Annotated in this window: 18 protein-coding genes; 6 read left to right on the top strand and 12 right to left on the bottom strand. The window is 63.2% G+C overall.

Features of this window, described 5'->3' with window-relative positions; all coding sequences use genetic code 11:
* Positions 1 to 48: 48 nt before the first annotated feature.
* Positions 49 to 471: a nucleoside-diphosphate kinase gene (gene ndk, locus FS320_RS02925; RefSeq protein ID WP_152709111.1), complete on the bottom strand. Its 423-nt coding sequence runs from the start codon at positions 469 to 471 to the stop codon at positions 49 to 51.
* Positions 472 to 639: 168 nt separating this feature from the next.
* Here ndk and FS320_RS02920 point away from each other — a divergent pair, with 168 nt between their 5' ends.
* Positions 640 to 1,044, top strand: a complete 405-nt coding sequence (locus FS320_RS02920) for a DUF2147 domain-containing protein (protein ID WP_152709110.1) — start codon at positions 640 to 642, stop codon at positions 1,042 to 1,044.
* Between the two features lie 246 nt (positions 1,045 to 1,290).
* Here FS320_RS02920 and FS320_RS02915 read toward each other — a convergent pair whose 3' ends face one another.
* Positions 1,291 to 1,998 (bottom strand): glutathione S-transferase N-terminal domain-containing protein, encoded by a 708-nt coding sequence (locus FS320_RS02915; RefSeq protein ID WP_152709109.1) that lies wholly within the window; start codon positions 1,996 to 1,998, stop codon positions 1,291 to 1,293.
* 187 nt (positions 1,999 to 2,185) lie between these two features.
* Between FS320_RS02915 and FS320_RS02910 the strand changes: the two genes are divergently transcribed.
* Positions 2,186 to 2,437 (top strand): hypothetical protein, encoded by a 252-nt coding sequence (locus tag FS320_RS02910; RefSeq protein ID WP_152709108.1) that lies wholly within the window; start codon positions 2,186 to 2,188, stop codon positions 2,435 to 2,437.
* 126 nt (positions 2,438 to 2,563) lie between these two features.
* Here the strand turns inward: FS320_RS02910 and FS320_RS02905 are convergent, their stop codons facing one another.
* Both FS320_RS02905 and FS320_RS02900 read right to left on the bottom strand, forming a co-directional pair.
* Positions 2,564 to 3,022 carry a GNAT family N-acetyltransferase gene (locus FS320_RS02905; RefSeq protein WP_152709107.1) on the bottom strand — a complete coding sequence of 153 codons (459 nt, stop codon included), beginning with the start codon at positions 3,020 to 3,022 and terminating at the stop codon, positions 2,564 to 2,566.
* On the bottom strand, positions 3,019 to 3,660 hold the full coding sequence (locus FS320_RS02900) for a glutathione S-transferase family protein (RefSeq protein ID WP_162002771.1): 642 nt from the start codon (positions 3,658 to 3,660) through the stop codon (positions 3,019 to 3,021). The genes FS320_RS02905 and FS320_RS02900 overlap by 4 nt, the downstream gene beginning before the upstream one ends.
* Positions 3,661 to 3,766: 106 nt before the next feature.
* Here FS320_RS02900 and FS320_RS02895 point away from each other — a divergent pair, with 106 nt between their 5' ends.
* Both FS320_RS02895 and FS320_RS02890 read left to right on the top strand, forming a co-directional pair.
* Positions 3,767 to 4,177, top strand: coding sequence for a DUF4345 domain-containing protein (locus FS320_RS02895; protein WP_152709166.1), 411 nt, complete (start codon positions 3,767 to 3,769; stop codon positions 4,175 to 4,177).
* 212 nt (positions 4,178 to 4,389) lie between these two features.
* A complete protein-coding gene (locus FS320_RS02890) occupies positions 4,390 to 5,802 on the top strand; it encodes an adenylate/guanylate cyclase domain-containing protein (protein ID WP_152709105.1) in 1,413 nt (470 codons plus the stop codon).
* A 174-nt stretch (positions 5,803 to 5,976) separates the two neighbouring features.
* Here FS320_RS02890 and FS320_RS02885 read toward each other — a convergent pair whose 3' ends face one another.
* The 4 genes from FS320_RS02885 to gatB form a co-directional block, all read right to left on the bottom strand.
* Positions 5,977 to 6,162 carry a hypothetical protein gene (locus FS320_RS02885; protein ID WP_152709104.1) on the bottom strand — a complete coding sequence of 62 codons (186 nt, stop codon included), beginning with the start codon at positions 6,160 to 6,162 and terminating at the stop codon, positions 5,977 to 5,979.
* 166 nt (positions 6,163 to 6,328) lie between these two features.
* Positions 6,329 to 6,799 (bottom strand): GNAT family N-acetyltransferase, encoded by a 471-nt coding sequence (locus FS320_RS02880; protein WP_162002770.1) that lies wholly within the window; start codon positions 6,797 to 6,799, stop codon positions 6,329 to 6,331.
* Positions 6,800 to 6,809: 10 nt separating this feature from the next.
* Positions 6,810 to 7,466: a GDSL-type esterase/lipase family protein gene (locus FS320_RS02875; RefSeq protein WP_152709102.1), complete on the bottom strand. Its 657-nt coding sequence runs from the start codon at positions 7,464 to 7,466 to the stop codon at positions 6,810 to 6,812.
* Positions 7,467 to 7,529: 63 nt separating this feature from the next.
* On the bottom strand, positions 7,530 to 9,005 hold the full coding sequence (gene gatB, locus FS320_RS02870; RefSeq protein ID WP_152709101.1) for an Asp-tRNA(Asn)/Glu-tRNA(Gln) amidotransferase subunit GatB: 1,476 nt from the start codon (positions 9,003 to 9,005) through the stop codon (positions 7,530 to 7,532).
* A 336-nt stretch (positions 9,006 to 9,341) separates the two neighbouring features.
* On the opposite strand from gatB, the gene FS320_RS45050 reads away from it, so the two are divergent.
* A complete protein-coding gene (locus FS320_RS45050; RefSeq protein WP_153885283.1) occupies positions 9,342 to 9,653 on the top strand; it encodes a hypothetical protein in 312 nt (103 codons plus the stop codon).
* Positions 9,654 to 9,813: 160 nt separating this feature from the next.
* Positions 9,814 to 10,341 (top strand): hypothetical protein, encoded by a 528-nt coding sequence (locus tag FS320_RS02860; RefSeq protein ID WP_152709099.1) that lies wholly within the window; start codon positions 9,814 to 9,816, stop codon positions 10,339 to 10,341.
* Between the two features lie 10 nt (positions 10,342 to 10,351).
* Here the strand turns inward: FS320_RS02860 and FS320_RS02855 are convergent, their stop codons facing one another.
* The 4 genes from FS320_RS02855 to gatC all read right to left on the bottom strand — a co-directional run bounded on the left by FS320_RS02855 (position 10,352) and on the right by gatC (position 13,607).
* Complete coding sequence (locus FS320_RS02855) at positions 10,352 to 11,272, bottom strand: DMT family transporter (RefSeq protein ID WP_152709098.1); 921 nt, start codon at positions 11,270 to 11,272, stop codon at positions 10,352 to 10,354.
* Positions 11,273 to 11,392: 120 nt separating this feature from the next.
* Positions 11,393 to 11,692: a hypothetical protein gene (locus tag FS320_RS02850; protein ID WP_420846691.1), complete on the bottom strand. Its 300-nt coding sequence runs from the start codon at positions 11,690 to 11,692 to the stop codon at positions 11,393 to 11,395.
* Positions 11,693 to 11,697: 5 nt separating this feature from the next.
* The gene (gene gatA / locus FS320_RS02845) at positions 11,698 to 13,230 is read right to left on the bottom strand and encodes an Asp-tRNA(Asn)/Glu-tRNA(Gln) amidotransferase subunit GatA (protein WP_152709096.1); all 1,533 of its coding nucleotides are present in this window, start codon (positions 13,228 to 13,230) and stop codon (positions 11,698 to 11,700) included.
* A gap of 89 nt (positions 13,231 to 13,319) precedes the next feature.
* On the bottom strand, positions 13,320 to 13,607 hold the full coding sequence (gene gatC, locus FS320_RS02840; protein WP_152709095.1) for an Asp-tRNA(Asn)/Glu-tRNA(Gln) amidotransferase subunit GatC: 288 nt from the start codon (positions 13,605 to 13,607) through the stop codon (positions 13,320 to 13,322).
* Positions 13,608 to 14,144 lie beyond the last annotated feature (537 nt).

Raw genomic sequence — 14,144 nt, 5'->3', positions numbered from 1 at the left:
GCCGCCCGGAAGGCGGCCTAAACGTTAGGTCAGCAGGCTCTTGAGAGCTTAGCCGACGATCTCGTTGCCCGAGAAGAACTGGGCGATCTCGATCTTGGCGTTGTCCTGGCTGTCGGAGCCGTGGACCGAGTTCTCGCCGATGGACTTGGCATAGAGCTTGCGGATCGTGCCCTCGGCAGCGCTCTCCGGATTGGTGGCGCCCATGATCTCGCGGTAGCGGAGCACGGCGTTCTCGCCCTCGAGAACCTGGACGACGACCGGAGCCGAGATCATGAAGTCCACGAGCTCGCCGAAGAAGGGGCGCTCCTTGTGGACCGCGTAGAAGGTCTCGGCCTCGCGACGGCTCATGAGGATGCGCTTCTGCGCCACGATGCGCAGGCCGGCGTTCTCGATGACGGCGTTGACGGCGCCGGTGAGGTTCCGCTCGGTCGCGTCGGGCTTGATGATGGAGAAAGTGCGCTCGATGGCCATGACAACTCGCTTTTATGGGAATGGGGAAATAATGAGGTGCGGCGCTTATAGCGACGAGGCCCCCTGCCCTCAAGCGCCTTTTGCCCTCGCCCGCTTGGAAAGCTTAATGGCCTCCCCTACTCTTCTGGGTGATCGGCCCGGTGAAGACCGAGATAGAGGGAATTCTCGATGAAACAAGCGATTCTGGCGGCCTTCGGCCTTGCCCTGCTGGGGCTTCCTGCGCAGGCCCAGTCGCCCGATCCGAGCGGGACCTGGCTCACGCAGAGCGGCGATACCCGCGTGAGGATTGCCAAATGCGGCACCGCTCTGTGCGGCATTATCGTGTCCTCCACCTACCAGAAGGACACGAACAATCCGGACCCAAACCTTCGGGAGCGCAGCATGGTGGGCGTCCAGATGATCTCGGACATCAGGCCGTCCAGCGACGGTTTCAGCGGTCAGCTCTACAATCCCCAGGACGGCAAGACCTATACGGGCAAGCTCAAGGTGATGAGCCCGAACACCCTGCAGCTCTCCGGCTGCGTCCTCGGCGGCCTGATCTGCCGGTCGCAGACCTGGACGAAGGCGAATTGAGGCATCTTCTTCCTCCCCCTGTGGGAAGGATCAGGGGTGGGGCCGCAAAGTCGAGGCGATGCGCCTGACGAGTATCGGCAATGCTCTCCCTCCCTCGTCAGCACCGGGCTCGTGCCGGTGATCCCGCTTGGAAAGCGTGGCGCCTCACCGAATTGGGATGGACGGGACAAGCCCGGCCATGACCGGAAAGGTCTCACCGGATCGCATTACCCTGTCCCGCTAGGGGAAGGGTAATGGTGACAGGCCTCACCGCGCCCTTTGGCCGAACAGCACGGCCTGAACCTTCGGGTCCGTCAGGTCGGTCTTCTCGCGGTCGCCGGAACTCACCGCGATGCCGCGCTGGACGGCAGGACGGGCGAGCACGGTTTCGAGCCAGCGCTTCGCATGGGGAAATTCATCGATGTTCTGGCCCTGGCGTTCCCACAGCTTGGCCCACGGGGCGATGGCCATATCGGCGATGGAATACTCGCCGGCCACGAATTCCCGATCCTCGAGGCGCTTGTTCAGCACACCGTAGAGGCGGTTGGTCTCGTTGGTGTAGCGGTCGATGGCATAGGGCACCTGTTCCGGCGCATAGATCCGAAAATGGTGCGTCTGGCCGAGCATGGGGCCGAAGCCACCCATCTGCCAGAACAGCCACTGGTCGACCTCGATCCGCGCCCGCTCGTCCTGCGGATAGAATTGCCCGGTCTTGCGGCCGAGATATTGCAGGATCGCCCCGGACTCGAAGACGGAGATCGGCTGGCCGTCGGGGCCCTCATGATCGACGATGGCGGGCATCTTGTTGTTGGGCGAGATCGCCAGGAACTCAGGCTGGAACTGGTCGCCCTTGCCGATATTGATCGGGTGGATCGCATAGGGCAGCCCGCATTCCTCGAGCATGATGGTGATCTTCCACCCGTTCGGCGTCGGCCAGTAATAGAGATCGATCGGTTGCTGCGTGGAAGCCGCCATGGATTGCCTCTCCCTGCGTAACGCACAGGTTCGTGCCGGACGTTAAGACATAAGATCGGAACTGACACCACCGCCTTCAATGAAATTCCGTGGAAAGCCTGCATGGCTGCCCTTTGGCGCTTGCATGTTTTATTGTTTCATCATGAGATGGTCCCTGACGCAAAAATGCGCCAAGGGGGATCCAACGATGAACCGAATTGTGAGCTCCGCTCTCGCCGCCGCGATGGCCTTGTCCATGGCCGGCGCCGCTCAGGCCGCCATGGAGATGAAGCCGAAGAAGGAGCCGACGGCAGCGCAGCTCGCCGCTCGTGAGCGCATGACCAAGTGCAGCGCCGAGTGGAAGGAAGCCAAGGCCGGCGGCAAGCTCGCCAAGGACGCCAAGTGGCCGAAGTTCTGGAGCGAGTGCAACACGCGCCTGAAGGGCGGCATGAAGGCCTGAGGCATCTTCGGGAAACACAACCTCGTCATCACCGGCCTTGCGCCGGTGATTCCGGCCCGAGGATCGCTGCACCTTTCCAATCGAGATGGCCGGAACAGTCCGGCCATGACGCGACGAGCCTTGTCCTCAAAACTTCTTCTTGAAGCCTTCGTGGCTGCGGGCGAATCCCAAGCGCTCGTAGAAGCGGTGAGCGTCCTTGCGGGTCTTGTTGGAGGTCAGCTCCATCGCAGCCGCCCCGTGGGTGCGGGCGTAGTCCTCGCAAAAGGCGATTATCTGCGCGCCGATGCCGCCCGAGCGCCGCGCCGCCTTCACCTTCACGCTCTCCACCTTCACGCGCATGGCGCCGCGCCCGGTGAGGTTGGGGATGAAGGTGAGCTGGAACGTGCCGACGACCTCGTTGCCATCGGCCGCCACGAACAGCCTGTTGTCGGGGCTCCGCTGAATGGCCGCGAAGGCGGCTTCATAGGCTGGCCGGGTCTCCGGCGACCAGACATCGCCGTGCGAGCCCAGCTCGTCCTCCTCGTGCAGACGGATGATCGCCTCGAGATCGCCAGCCTGCGCTTCGCGGATCGACAGGGCGCTCATGCCGCCTCCCGGGATTCCATCGGCAGCAGATCCGCCCGCGCCTTGAAGCCGGGCAACGCCTCGATGCGCTTCGCCCATGCGCTCACTTGAGGATACTCGGCAAGATCGATCCCCGCCTCACCGGCGAAAGCCACGACGCCGTAGATGTCGATATCGGCGACGGTCGCGCCCTCACCGACCAGCCATTCGCGGCCAGCGAGATGGCTTTCCAGAACTCCTAAAGCGCTCCTGGCCGCTGCGAGGCAATCCTCGACCACTTCGGCAGGGGCCTTGCGGAAGCCCAGCTTGACCACGCGGGCCTTGTACAAGGGCGCAGCCAGACGATCGAAATCCCAATACATCCACTCACGGGCCTGCAGGCGCTCATCGAGATTGGCACCGCCGAACCGCCCCGTCATGTCGGCGACATATTCCAGGATCGCCGCCGACTGGCACAGGTGGCGTCCATTGTTGCGGTCGACCAGCAAGGGCACCTGGCCGTAGCGCTGCCGGGACAGATGAGGGGGCTGCTTATGCTCGCCCTCCATCATGTTCACGTGCACGTAATCGAACGGCTCACCCATGAGCGACAGGGTAAGAGCGACCTTGTAAGTGGGCCCCGAAAAGGCAAACCCGTGCAATTCGAACCGTGCCGGCATGATGCGCTCCCCCGTCTGAGAAAATTCTGTGTTTGGGGAACCTAATCGATTGTGTCTCGCTCGGGAAGGAGCAGAATCCCATGCAACGGGGGATGTCATGGCCAACATGGAACGCGAGCGGAAACTGTTGCAGCAGAGCGTGGCGATTGTGGCCACCATTCCGGTTGCTGCGGGCCTTTACGGCGTCCTGTTCGGGCAGGCGCTCACGGGCGACGCGGTGAGCATCTCGGCGGAAAGCCATTTCCGGTTCCTGTCCGGTCTGCTCCTCGGCATCGGCCTCTGCTTCTGGAGCACCCTGCCCTCCATCGAGATCAGAACCGGCCGCTTTCGACTGCTGACCCTGCTCGTCGTCATCGGAGGTGTAGGTCGTCTCATCGGCTTGGGGCTGACCGGGCTGCCCTCGCTCTTCATGATCGGCGGCCTGATCGTCGAGCTCGTCGTCGCGCCGGTGCTGTGCCTGTGGCAGACCCGGATCGCCAATCTCTATGCGCAGGAATATGGGGTCGCGGAGGTGTGAGATCAGCCTGTCGCAGGATTGTCCAGCCATGGTCCCGGCTGCCCTCACATTGCCGGAATAAGGGCCTATCATCTTGTCGAATAAGGATTTGTAGTCAAAGCGTACCATCATGCCATGTGCCGTCTGGAAGCCCAGATGGACGAGCGAGCGTCCGCGACACGGATGCTCGGGATCGTCGATGGCCCAGGCCGCATCCCGCAAAAGGCCCCATCATGAGCGAAGATGAAAAATTCGTCGCGATTCTCCGGCAATCCGCCGATGTCGATACCGATGTCGTCGATGCCATCGAGCGCCTGATCCGCGAGGCAACGGATCACGACCTGAACCACATCAACGTTCTCGCCTTTGCGGCCAGGAACAAGCTCGATGAGGAACGCGTCATCGGCGCCTTCCTTCATGCTGCCCGACTCGGGTTGTTCGAGATGTCGTGGAACGTGCTCTGCCCCGGATGCGGCGGCGTGCTCGAGTCTGGTATGAGCCTCAAATCGATCAATCAGAGCGAATACAGCTGCGCCCTCTGTGCCGCCGGATATGAGCCGACCCTCGACGAGATGGTCGAGGTCACGTTCACGGTAAGCCCGCGGGTGCGCAAGATCGCGGCCCACGATCCCGACACCCTTCCCATGCATGAATACATGCGCCAGATCTTCTGGAGCTCGGGCATCGATCTCCCTGACGATTTCGAACGCCTCCTCGAGGAGATCGTGCTCGATGCGGTGGAACTCCCGCCCGGTGAGAGAGCGATCCTGTCGTTGCAGCTCCCGGCGGAATTCGTGATCGTTATCGAGCCGGTCACGCATGCGGCTCAATTCATCGACGTGAAGGGTGAGCCCACGCGCGAGCGTCAGAGCGTCTCGCTCGTTCTCAACGAGAGCCATCCGCAGAACGATACCCTCGTCATGCAGCCGGGCCCGTTGCGGATTTCGCTCGAGAACCGCACCAACCGGCGCGTCCTGCCCTCCGTTTGGGTGGCCGGCAACGAACTGCACGACATGCTGAAGCGGCGACGTCTTTTCCTCACGGCAAAGCGCCTGCTCACGAACCAGACTTTTCGCGATCTCTACCGCACCGACACGCTCGACATCGATCAGCGCCTGAAGATCACCAGCCTGACCTTTCTGTTCACGGACCTGAAAGGCTCGACGGAACTCTACGAACGCGTCGGCGATCTCGTGGCCTACGATCTCGTGCGCGAGCATTTCCGCGTTCTCCACGAGATCGTCGCGGCCGAGACCGGAGCCGTCGTCAAGACCATCGGCGATGCCGTGATGGCGACGTTCCCGACACCGGATCACGCGATTTCTGCGGCGCTGCGGATGCGCGACGCGATGCACAGCCTCAACGAGCAACGCGGCCAGGAAGACCTGTTGCTCAAGATCGGCATTCACGAAGGGCCGTGCCTCGCCGTGACGCTGAACGACCGGCAGGATTATTTCGGCCAGACGGTGAACATCGCCTCTCGCGTCCAGGGGCTTGCGGTCTCGCGCTCGATCTTCGCGACGGACAACGTTGTCGAGAATCCGGAGGTCTCGCACGTCATCGCCCGCCAGGGTCTGCAGCCGACCCTGCAGAAGACATCGCTTCGCGGGATCAACGACGAGTTCCTGGTCTACGAGATCCCATGACCGGCTGGACTCATCATTTGCTGAGTCAGGAATGTATGGGTCTCATCCCCGTCATGGCCGTCCCCGGACTTTTGATCCGGGGATCAGTCCCGGCCATCCCGATCCGAAAAGCGCTGTGCTTTCCGTAATCGGGATCACCGGCACAGGGCCGGTGATGACGTCGAGTTCTGATCGTCAGTCGCGCCCACTCACGTCCTCGCCGATGTCCTTGAGCAAATGCGGACTGAGCCTTGCGCGAAGGGAAGCCTGCAGCTCGGAGGGAGGGAGAGTTTTTGCGGATGCCTGGCCGCGCTCGCGCACGGTCGGAATCAGATCAATGCGAATGGTCAGCCAGACGAGGGAAAGTGTAATCTGCTTCATCGAAACCTGCAGCGTCGTTGAATGGAAGGATTGCGGCGTGGGGGCATGGAACAAAGAGCAAAACCATGTGACGCCTCCTTCGGCTGAGGTTGATGAAAAAAGCGGCCGATCGATCAGCCGCTGGAACAGGATACTCCACCTTGGACGATTTTGCCAGACGGTTAGCTCAAAGTGCCTTCTCGAACCGATATTCCGCTGATTTGGAAATATCGGTGAGTTGGCGCTGCCCGTCGATCTGCGTGTAGCCCAATCGCTTGTAGAGCCTGTGTGCGGTCGTGAACCGCGTGTCCGACCAGAGGACGATGCGCTCTGCGCCCCTTACGCGGGCATGGCTCTCGGCCTGCCGCACGAGCAAGGAGCCGAGCCCCTGTCCACGCTGGTCGGAGCGCACATAGAGCCGGTGCAGTTCCGCCGTTCCGCTTTCCGGAAAGTCGACGGCAACGCAGGCGCAGACGCGTCCGCGCTCATCCCCGACCGCCCAGAAGGCGCCCTCCGTCTCGGCATAGGATGTGCTGGGAGAGATCAGGTCCGGCAGATCGTCGTGCGGATCGACGAAGCACCCCGGATATTCCGCGTAGCACAGCGACAGGAGACCGAAGAGATCCTGTGCGTCGGCATCGATGACGGGCCGGATCATCGGCTGGTCTTCAACTTTTCTCGCTCGTTCCGTCATTGCCCCTCCGCGCCGTCGTTGCGGCGATTGTCATTTCAAGCATGTCGTGCAGCAGGCGATAGGCCTGCGCCGACAAATGGATGCCGTCGGTCGTCATCCCTTCCCTCGCCGCGCCATTCCCGTCGGCAAAGGCGTTCTGCAGATCGACGATGCCGGCCACGCGACCGTCTGCAATCTGCACGATGCGGCGGCTCAGGGACGCCATGGCATCGGGAGAATAGAAGCTCGTCAGGCGCTTGGCCGGCTCGATGGGCGGCGGGGTCAGCACGACGACCGGAACGTTCGCTTCCTCAAAATGTCCGACGATCCGGTCGAAATATTCCGCGACGCCGTCGAGTGCGCTCTCGGTGCAATCCTTCTTGGAATCGTTGGTGCCGACGAGGAGCACGGCGATGCTGGGCTCCGCCGAATTCAGGAGAAGCGGCACCCGCGGCTCCAGCGCCTCGGTCCAGATGCCGGAATAGCCCGCATTAAGCACAGGCAACGCGCCGATACGGTTCCAGTAGAAACCTTCGACGATGGAATCGCCGATGAAGAGGAGCCCGCCCGGACCCACTGCGGACTTGTGCGAGCTGATCACGATGTCGCGGATCAGCCAGTGCGGGGCGAAGGGATTGGGCTGCGAGGTCACGGGATCTGAGCCTCCATGAGGCCCGGCGGAAGCTTTTGCGTTCCGCCGGTTGGCCGAATGGCCTTACTCGATCCCGAGCTTCTGCTTCAGGATCTCGTTGAGAGCCTGCGGGTTGGCCTTGCCGCCCGTGGCCTTCATGGTCTGGCCGACGAACCAGCCGAGCAGCGTCGGCTTCGCCTTGGCCTGTTCCACCTTGTCCGGGTTGGCGGCGATGATCTCGTCAACGGCCTTCTCGATCGCGCCCATGTCGGTCACCTGCTTCATGCCGCGCTTTTCCACGATCTCGCGCGGGTCGCCGCCCTCGGTGAAGACGATCTCGAACAGGTCCTTGGCGATCTTGCCGGAGATCACGTTCTCGCCGATCAGCTCGATGATGGCGCCGAGCTGCGACGCAGACACGGGGGATTCCGTGATGTCCTTGCCTTCCTTGTTGAGGCGGCCGAACAGCTCGTTGATGATCCAGTTCGCCGCGGCCTTGCCGTCGCGGCCCTTCGCCACCTCCTCGAAGAAGTCGGCGGAGGCGCGCTCGGCCACCAGCACGCTCGCGTCATAGGGCGAGAGGCCGTAATCGGCCATGAAGCGGGCCTTCTTCTCATCCGGCAGTTCCGGCAGGTGCTGGGCCAGATTGTCCACATAGGCCTGGTCGAATTCGAGCGGCAGCAGGTCCGGATCGGGGAAGTAGCGGTAATCGTGCGCCTCTTCCTTGGAGCGCATGGAACGCGTCTCGCCCTTGCCGGGATCGTAGAGGCGGGTCTCCTGGTCGATCTTGCCGCCATCCTCCAGGATTGCGATCTGGCGGCGCGCCTCGACCTCGATGGCTTGGCCGATGAACCGGATGGAGTTGACGTTCTTGATCTCGCAGCGGGTGCCGAGCTCTTCGCCCGGACGACGCACGGAGACGTTCACGTCGGCGCGGAGGTTGCCCTTGTCCATGTCGCCGTCGCAGGTGCCGAGATAGCGCAGGATCGTGCGCAGCTTGGTGACATAGGCGCGCGCCTCGTCCGCCGAGCGCAGGTCCGGCTTCGACACGATCTCCATCAGGGCCACGCCCGAGCGGTTGAGGTCGACGAAGCTCAAGGTGGGGTGCAGATCGTGGATCGACTTGCCGGCATCCTGCTCGAGATGCAGGCGCTCGATGCGCACGGTGATCGTCTCGCCGCTCTCGGGCACGTCCACGATCACCTCGCCCTCGCCCACGATGGGGCTCTTGTACTGGCTGATCTGGTAGCCCTGCGGCAGATCCGGATAGAAGTAGTTCTTGCGGTCGAAGGTGCTGCGCAGGTTGATCTCGGCCTTGAGACCCAGGCCGGTGCGGATGGCCTGGCGCACGCATTCCTCGTTGATCACGGGCAGCATGCCGGGCATGGCCGCATCCACCAGGGAAACGTGGCTGTTCGGATCGCCGCCGAAGGCGGTCGAGGCGCCGGAGAACAGCTTGGCCTGGCTCGTCACCTGGGCATGGATCTCCATCCCGACGACGATTTCCCAATCGCCTGTCGCGCCTTTGATGAGCTTCTTAGGGTTGACCGGAGCGTTCATGAACCTTGCGCCTCTATCTCTCGCCTCTGCTGAAGCATCGGACCCAAAAGTGGAGTTGCACGTTTGGGACCCATCCGATGCTTTCTCCATAAATGAGAGCATCGTTGTGCGCGGAAAAACCGGGTCCACCTTTCCGCACGATGCACTACCCGGAGTAAGAGCGCCCCTCGAACGGGTCAACCCTTTTCAAGATGAACGGGCGTTCAGATTGCTTAACCCAACGTTAAGATTAGAAACAATTTATGCACAGATATCGAAAATAATTGCCACGCTCGGATGAAACCCCATCCGACATACAGCGTTGTTCGGGAGGTAAAACGGTCAAGGAGTTTCAAAATGGCTATGGATCCTATGGATCGCGAACCGAATGTCTACAATCGCGAGACCAATGTCTACGATAACACGAAGCGCGGTTCGAACACTCTTGCTTACGTGATCGGCGGTCTTGTTGTCGCGCTGGGCCTGTTGGCCTTCCTCTTCTATGATGGCGGCAGCAACGAGCCGAGCACCACCGGCAGCACCGGCACTCAGACGCAGAGCTCGTCGCCCAGCACCGGCTCGACCGCTCCGGCTACCCCGACGACTCCGTCGGCTCCCGCAGCCCCGGCGAGCCCTGCTTCCCCGTCGGCTCCGGCCAACCCGCAGTAAATTCGCGTCTCGCGTAACGCTGCGTACGATGGGTCTGACCTCCGGGTCAGGCCCATTTTTGCGTGGGCTCCCGCCCGGTTCGTGAGGAACCAAGCCGAAGCGCGAACGGTTAGGCTTGATAAAACCTGCCCGACCGGCAACGCATGAGGAGGATTGCCATATGGCCAGCAAATCGAGCTTCACCCCCGAGGAATGGTCTCGTCTCGTTGCAAGCCCGGTCGTCGCCAGCATGGCGATCACCGCGGCGGACCCGGGCGGGCTCTGGAGCCTGCTGCAGGAATCCATGTCGAGCGGCTGGGCGCTTCTGGAGGCGAAGCAGGATGCGCAGGCCAACCCCCTCGTGAAGGCCGTCGCGGACGATATCGCCAACACGGATACCCGGAACGCCGTCCGCGAATCCTTCCAGTCGCAGTTCAAGGGCAGCCAGTTCGCCGACATCAAGCGCAAGGCCATCGAAGAGCTTCACGCCGTCTCGACCCTGCTCGACGCCAAGGCCCCCGACGAGGCGGCTGCCTTCAAGGCTTGGCTGTGGAGCGTCGCGCAGAAATCGGCGGAAGCCGGCAAGGAAGGCGGTTTCCTCGGCTTCGGCGGCGTGGCCGTGAGTGATGCCGAGAAGGCGACTCTGGCGGAGATCGCCACTGCGCTGGGCAGTCCGGCTGGATCCGGTGGCGGGCTGGCCGAGACCTGATGCCCTGCCCTCATGCGGCTTGAACGATCGCCTTCCGCTTGCCTTGCGGAATCGTCATGGCGGCCACGCCTGCGAGGATAAACCGAAGCCCGATCCACGCCGCCCTGCTGAGGCTCTCGCCCAGGAAATAGGCCCCGATGGCGATCCCGATGGGTGCCCGCAGATAGGCCTGGGCCGTGGTGCCCACGGAGCCGAGGGTATGGATCAGGCGGAAATAGATGACGAAGGCCATGGCGGTCGAGAACACGGCAAGGCCGATCAGCGCCATGATCGATGCCCCTGACGGAACCAGGGTCCATGGCCGGTCCACAATCAGGCTCAGGGGCAGCAGGATCATCGCCCCCGACAGGAGCGATCCGGCGGCCGGAGCCATGGGATCGAGGTTCTTGAAGTTGCGCCCAAAAATCGCGGCTCCGGCATAACAGATCGTTGCCAGCACGACGGCGAGCTGCGCGGTCAATTCCTGGCCGACATGGGTGAAGGCCTGGCTACCGACGATGATGGATGTTCCGGCAAGGCCGAGGACGACCCCGGCGAACTTGCGGAGCGATGTCGCCTCGTGACGGGACCATAGCCACGTGATCAGGAAGGTGAAGACCGGCGTCATCGAGTTCAGGATCACGGCGAGGCCGGCATCGATGGACTTCTCCGCCCAGGCGATCAGCGTGAACGGAATGACGCTGTTGAGGCAGGCCTGAACTGCGAAGTTCCGCCAGCTCGCGGCATCCCGCGGCAAGCGGATCCCGCGCCACCTCATGATGAGCACGAGAATCCCGCCCGCAATCAGCGTGCGGGCGGCAATCAGGGTGATAGGCGGGATCGTGTCGATGCCGATCTTGATGAAGGTATAGGACGAGGCCCAGAGCGTCGCGAGGATCGCAAGCAGTGCGAGTTCGACGGCATGGTTGGGCTGGAGGGGACGCGTCGCCATGATTGAAGGTCCGTGCACTGCGGTGGAAAGCGGCACGAACCTGACATAGCTTGTGAAGATTGTCGCCCCATGATGCTTCGGCGCCGATCGAACTATCGCAGCGCCGAACTGAGGCCTGCCTTACCGTCGCGCCACCCGGCGGGCGGCATAGGCGCCGCTGGCCCAGAGCATCGCGGCGATGAAGCGGACCGGGAACAGGGTGAGTGCATCGGAGCGCACGGGGGCGATCCAGGGCAGCCCCATGCTGCTGATCGCCCAGGAGACGAGCACCGACACGGCTAGCGCCGCCATGCCGATGATCAACACCTTTCCAAACTGGTCGGCCTTCCAGCCGAGCCAGACCGCCATGAGGATCAGGACCGGATCGAAGGCCGCAGGCAGCCAGTCCCAGAGATGGATGACGGGAACGGTGGGGTGCACGTCGTCTATGCCCACCAAGCTTGAGGCAGCGTGATGCGGCCGGCGGAATCCTCGATCACCTGACCGGCGGCGAAGAGCGTCTCCTCGTCGAAGGCGCGGCCGATGAGCTGGAGGCCGAGCGGCAACCCTTGAGCATCCCGCCCGGCCGGAACGGCGATGCCGGGAAGGCCGGCCATGTTCACCGTCACGGTGAAGATGTCGTTCAGGTACATCTCGACCGGGTCGCCCGAGCCCTTCTCGCCGATGCCGAAGGCGGCTGACGGCGTCGCGGGGGTGAGGATCGCATGCACTCCTTTAGCGTAAACCTCCTCGAAGTCGCGCTTGATGAGGGTGCGCAGCTTCTGGGCGCGAACGTAATAGGCATCGTAATAGCCGGCCGAGAGCACGTAGGTACCGATCATGATGCGGCGCTTGACCTCGCGGCCGAAGCCGGCGGCGCGGGTCTTCTCATAGAGATCGACGATGTCCCGGCCGTTCTCGCGCAGGCCGTAACGCACGCCGTCATAGCGGGCCAGGTTCGAGGACGCCTCGGCCGGCGCCACGATGTAATAGGCCGGCAGCGCGTATTTGGTGTGCGGCAGCGACACCTCGACGATCTCGGCGCCGGCGGCACGCAGCCATTCAGCGCCCTGATGCCAGAGCTGCTCGATTTCGGGCGACATGCCGTCGACGCGATATTCCTTCGGAATGCCGATCTTGAGGCCCTTCACGCCGCGGGTAACCGAAGCTTCGAAATCCGGCACGGGAAGGTCCACGCAGGTGGTGTCCTTGGCGTCGGGGCCAGACATGGAGCGCAGCATGATGGCCGAATCCCGCACGGTGCGGGTGATCGGGCCAGCCTGGTCCAGGGACGAGGCGAAGGCCACCGTGCCCCAGCGGGAGACGCGTCCATAGGTCGGCTTGATGCCGACGGTGCCGGTGAACGCCGCCGGCTGGCGGATCGAACCGCCCGTATCGGTCGCGGTGGCGCCCAGGCACAGGTGAGCGGCAACCGCCGCGGCCGAGCCGCCCGAGGAGCCGCCGGGCACCAGATGGGTGCCCTCGACGGCGCCGGATGCGCCCGCGCTCACATTCGAACCCTCGCGCCGCCAGGGCGACACGACCGGCCCGAAGGCGCTGGTCTCGTTGGATGAGCCCATGGCGAACTCGTCCATGTTGAGCTTGCCGAGCATGACCGCGCCGTCGTTCCAGAGGTTCCGGGTGACGGTGGATTCATAAGGCGGAATGAAGTTGCCGAGGATCTTGGAGCCGGCCGTCGAAACCGTGCCTTCCGTGCAGAACAGGTCCTTGATGCCGAGCGGAATACCCTCGAGCGCCCCGCCCTCGCCTCTGGCGATCTTCTCGTCCGAGGCCTTGGCCATGGCGAGCGCCTTTTCCGGCGTCTCGAGCACATAGGCGTTGAGCGCCCTCGCCTTCTCCATGGCGGCGAGATGGGCCTGCGCGAGTTCGGTCGCGGAGAAGGTCTTGGCCTTCAGGCCGTCGCGGGCCTCGGCAATCGTGAGATGGGTCAGTTCGGTCACGGGACTGGATCTCTTCATCGGCGTCGAAAGGGCGCCATAATCTTCACGGGATCCCCGGTCGCGCTCCGCGTGCCCGGGGATGATCGAATTTAAAGACGGTCCGCCCTTTATTCGATCACCTTCGGCACCAGGAAAAAGTTGTCTTCCGTGGCGGGAGCGTTCTGGACGACCTTCTCCGGATAGCCGCCATCGGTCACGCCGTCCTGGCGCTTCTTCATGACCATCGGCGTCACGGACGTCATGGGCTCCACGCCCTCCACGTCCACCTCGTTGAGTTGCTCGACGAAGGAGAGAATCGCGTTGAGCTCGCCCTGGAGATGAGGCACCTCCGCATCCGTCACGGCAATGCGCGCCAGATGGGCGATGCGGCGGACCGTTTTCTCATCGACCGACATGAATGGTCTAACCTCTTGGAAATAGCTTCCGCGGCCTATAGCACCCGCCTGCCTCGGGGGGCAATGTTGGATGTGCGGGGAAGGCTTTACTCTGGCACTGCCGGTCTGCGCGCCCTGGCGGGAAGGACACCTTCCCCGTCCTGGCTGTCCCCGGGCTCGATCCGGGATCAGCCCCGGCCATCCCGCTTTCAGACCCGTCGCCCTCATCGTGAGGAGCAGCCGTGAGGCTGCGTCTCGAAGGAGGAGTTCAGGGCTCTCCGGACCCTCCTTCGAGACGCCGCTTGCAGCGGCTCCTCAGGATGAGGGCGAGAGACACGATCGGGATCACGGCCCGCGACACCCTCTGCCGTCATGGCCGGGCCTGCCCCGGCCATCCCGATCCGGTGAGGTGCTTCGCTTTACGGATCGGGATCACCGGCACAAGGCCGGTGATGACGGGGAGGATTATAGCCAGGCCTGCGGACTATGTTCTCACTTTGTTCTTGACACTGTGTATCATCTGGGCTCGACCCGTGCTCATCCCGGCCCGACGACGGG

The sequence above is a fragment of the Microvirga tunisiensis genome (assembly GCF_009296175.1).
Lineage (GTDB): Bacteria > Pseudomonadota > Alphaproteobacteria > Rhizobiales > Beijerinckiaceae > Microvirga > Microvirga tunisiensis.
The sequence above is the reverse complement of the archived record's forward strand: the minus strand, read 5'-3'. Positions and strand labels throughout refer to the sequence as shown.

Coding starts and splice junctions, on each gene's coding strand:
- ndk (WP_152709111.1), bottom strand. CDS start 471: ATGGCCATCGAGCGCACTTTCTCCATCATCAAGCCCGACGCGACCGAG.
- FS320_RS02920 (WP_152709110.1), top strand. CDS start 640: ATGAAACAAGCGATTCTGGCGGCCTTCGGCCTTGCCCTGCTGGGGCTT.
- FS320_RS02915 (WP_152709109.1), bottom strand. CDS start 1,998: ATGGCGGCTTCCACGCAGCAACCGATCGATCTCTATTACTGGCCGACG.
- FS320_RS02910 (WP_152709108.1), top strand. CDS start 2,186: ATGAACCGAATTGTGAGCTCCGCTCTCGCCGCCGCGATGGCCTTGTCC.
- FS320_RS02905 (WP_152709107.1), bottom strand. CDS start 3,022: ATGAGCGCCCTGTCGATCCGCGAAGCGCAGGCTGGCGATCTCGAGGCG.
- FS320_RS02900 (WP_162002771.1), bottom strand. CDS start 3,660: ATGCCGGCACGGTTCGAATTGCACGGGTTTGCCTTTTCGGGGCCCACT.
- FS320_RS02895 (WP_152709166.1), top strand. CDS start 3,767: ATGGAACGCGAGCGGAAACTGTTGCAGCAGAGCGTGGCGATTGTGGCC.
- FS320_RS02890 (WP_152709105.1), top strand. CDS start 4,390: ATGAGCGAAGATGAAAAATTCGTCGCGATTCTCCGGCAATCCGCCGAT.
- FS320_RS02885 (WP_152709104.1), bottom strand. CDS start 6,162: ATGAAGCAGATTACACTTTCCCTCGTCTGGCTGACCATTCGCATTGAT.
- FS320_RS02880 (WP_162002770.1), bottom strand. CDS start 6,799: ATGATCCGGCCCGTCATCGATGCCGACGCACAGGATCTCTTCGGTCTC.
- gatB (WP_152709101.1), bottom strand. CDS start 9,005: ATGAACGCTCCGGTCAACCCTAAGAAGCTCATCAAAGGCGCGACAGGC.
- FS320_RS45050 (WP_153885283.1), top strand. CDS start 9,342: ATGGCTATGGATCCTATGGATCGCGAACCGAATGTCTACAATCGCGAG.
- FS320_RS02860 (WP_152709099.1), top strand. CDS start 9,814: ATGGCCAGCAAATCGAGCTTCACCCCCGAGGAATGGTCTCGTCTCGTT.
- FS320_RS02855 (WP_152709098.1), bottom strand. CDS start 11,272: ATGGCGACGCGTCCCCTCCAGCCCAACCATGCCGTCGAACTCGCACTG.
- gatA (WP_152709096.1), bottom strand. CDS start 13,230: ATGAAGAGATCCAGTCCCGTGACCGAACTGACCCATCTCACGATTGCC.
- gatC (WP_152709095.1), bottom strand. CDS start 13,607: ATGTCGGTCGATGAGAAAACGGTCCGCCGCATCGCCCATCTGGCGCGC.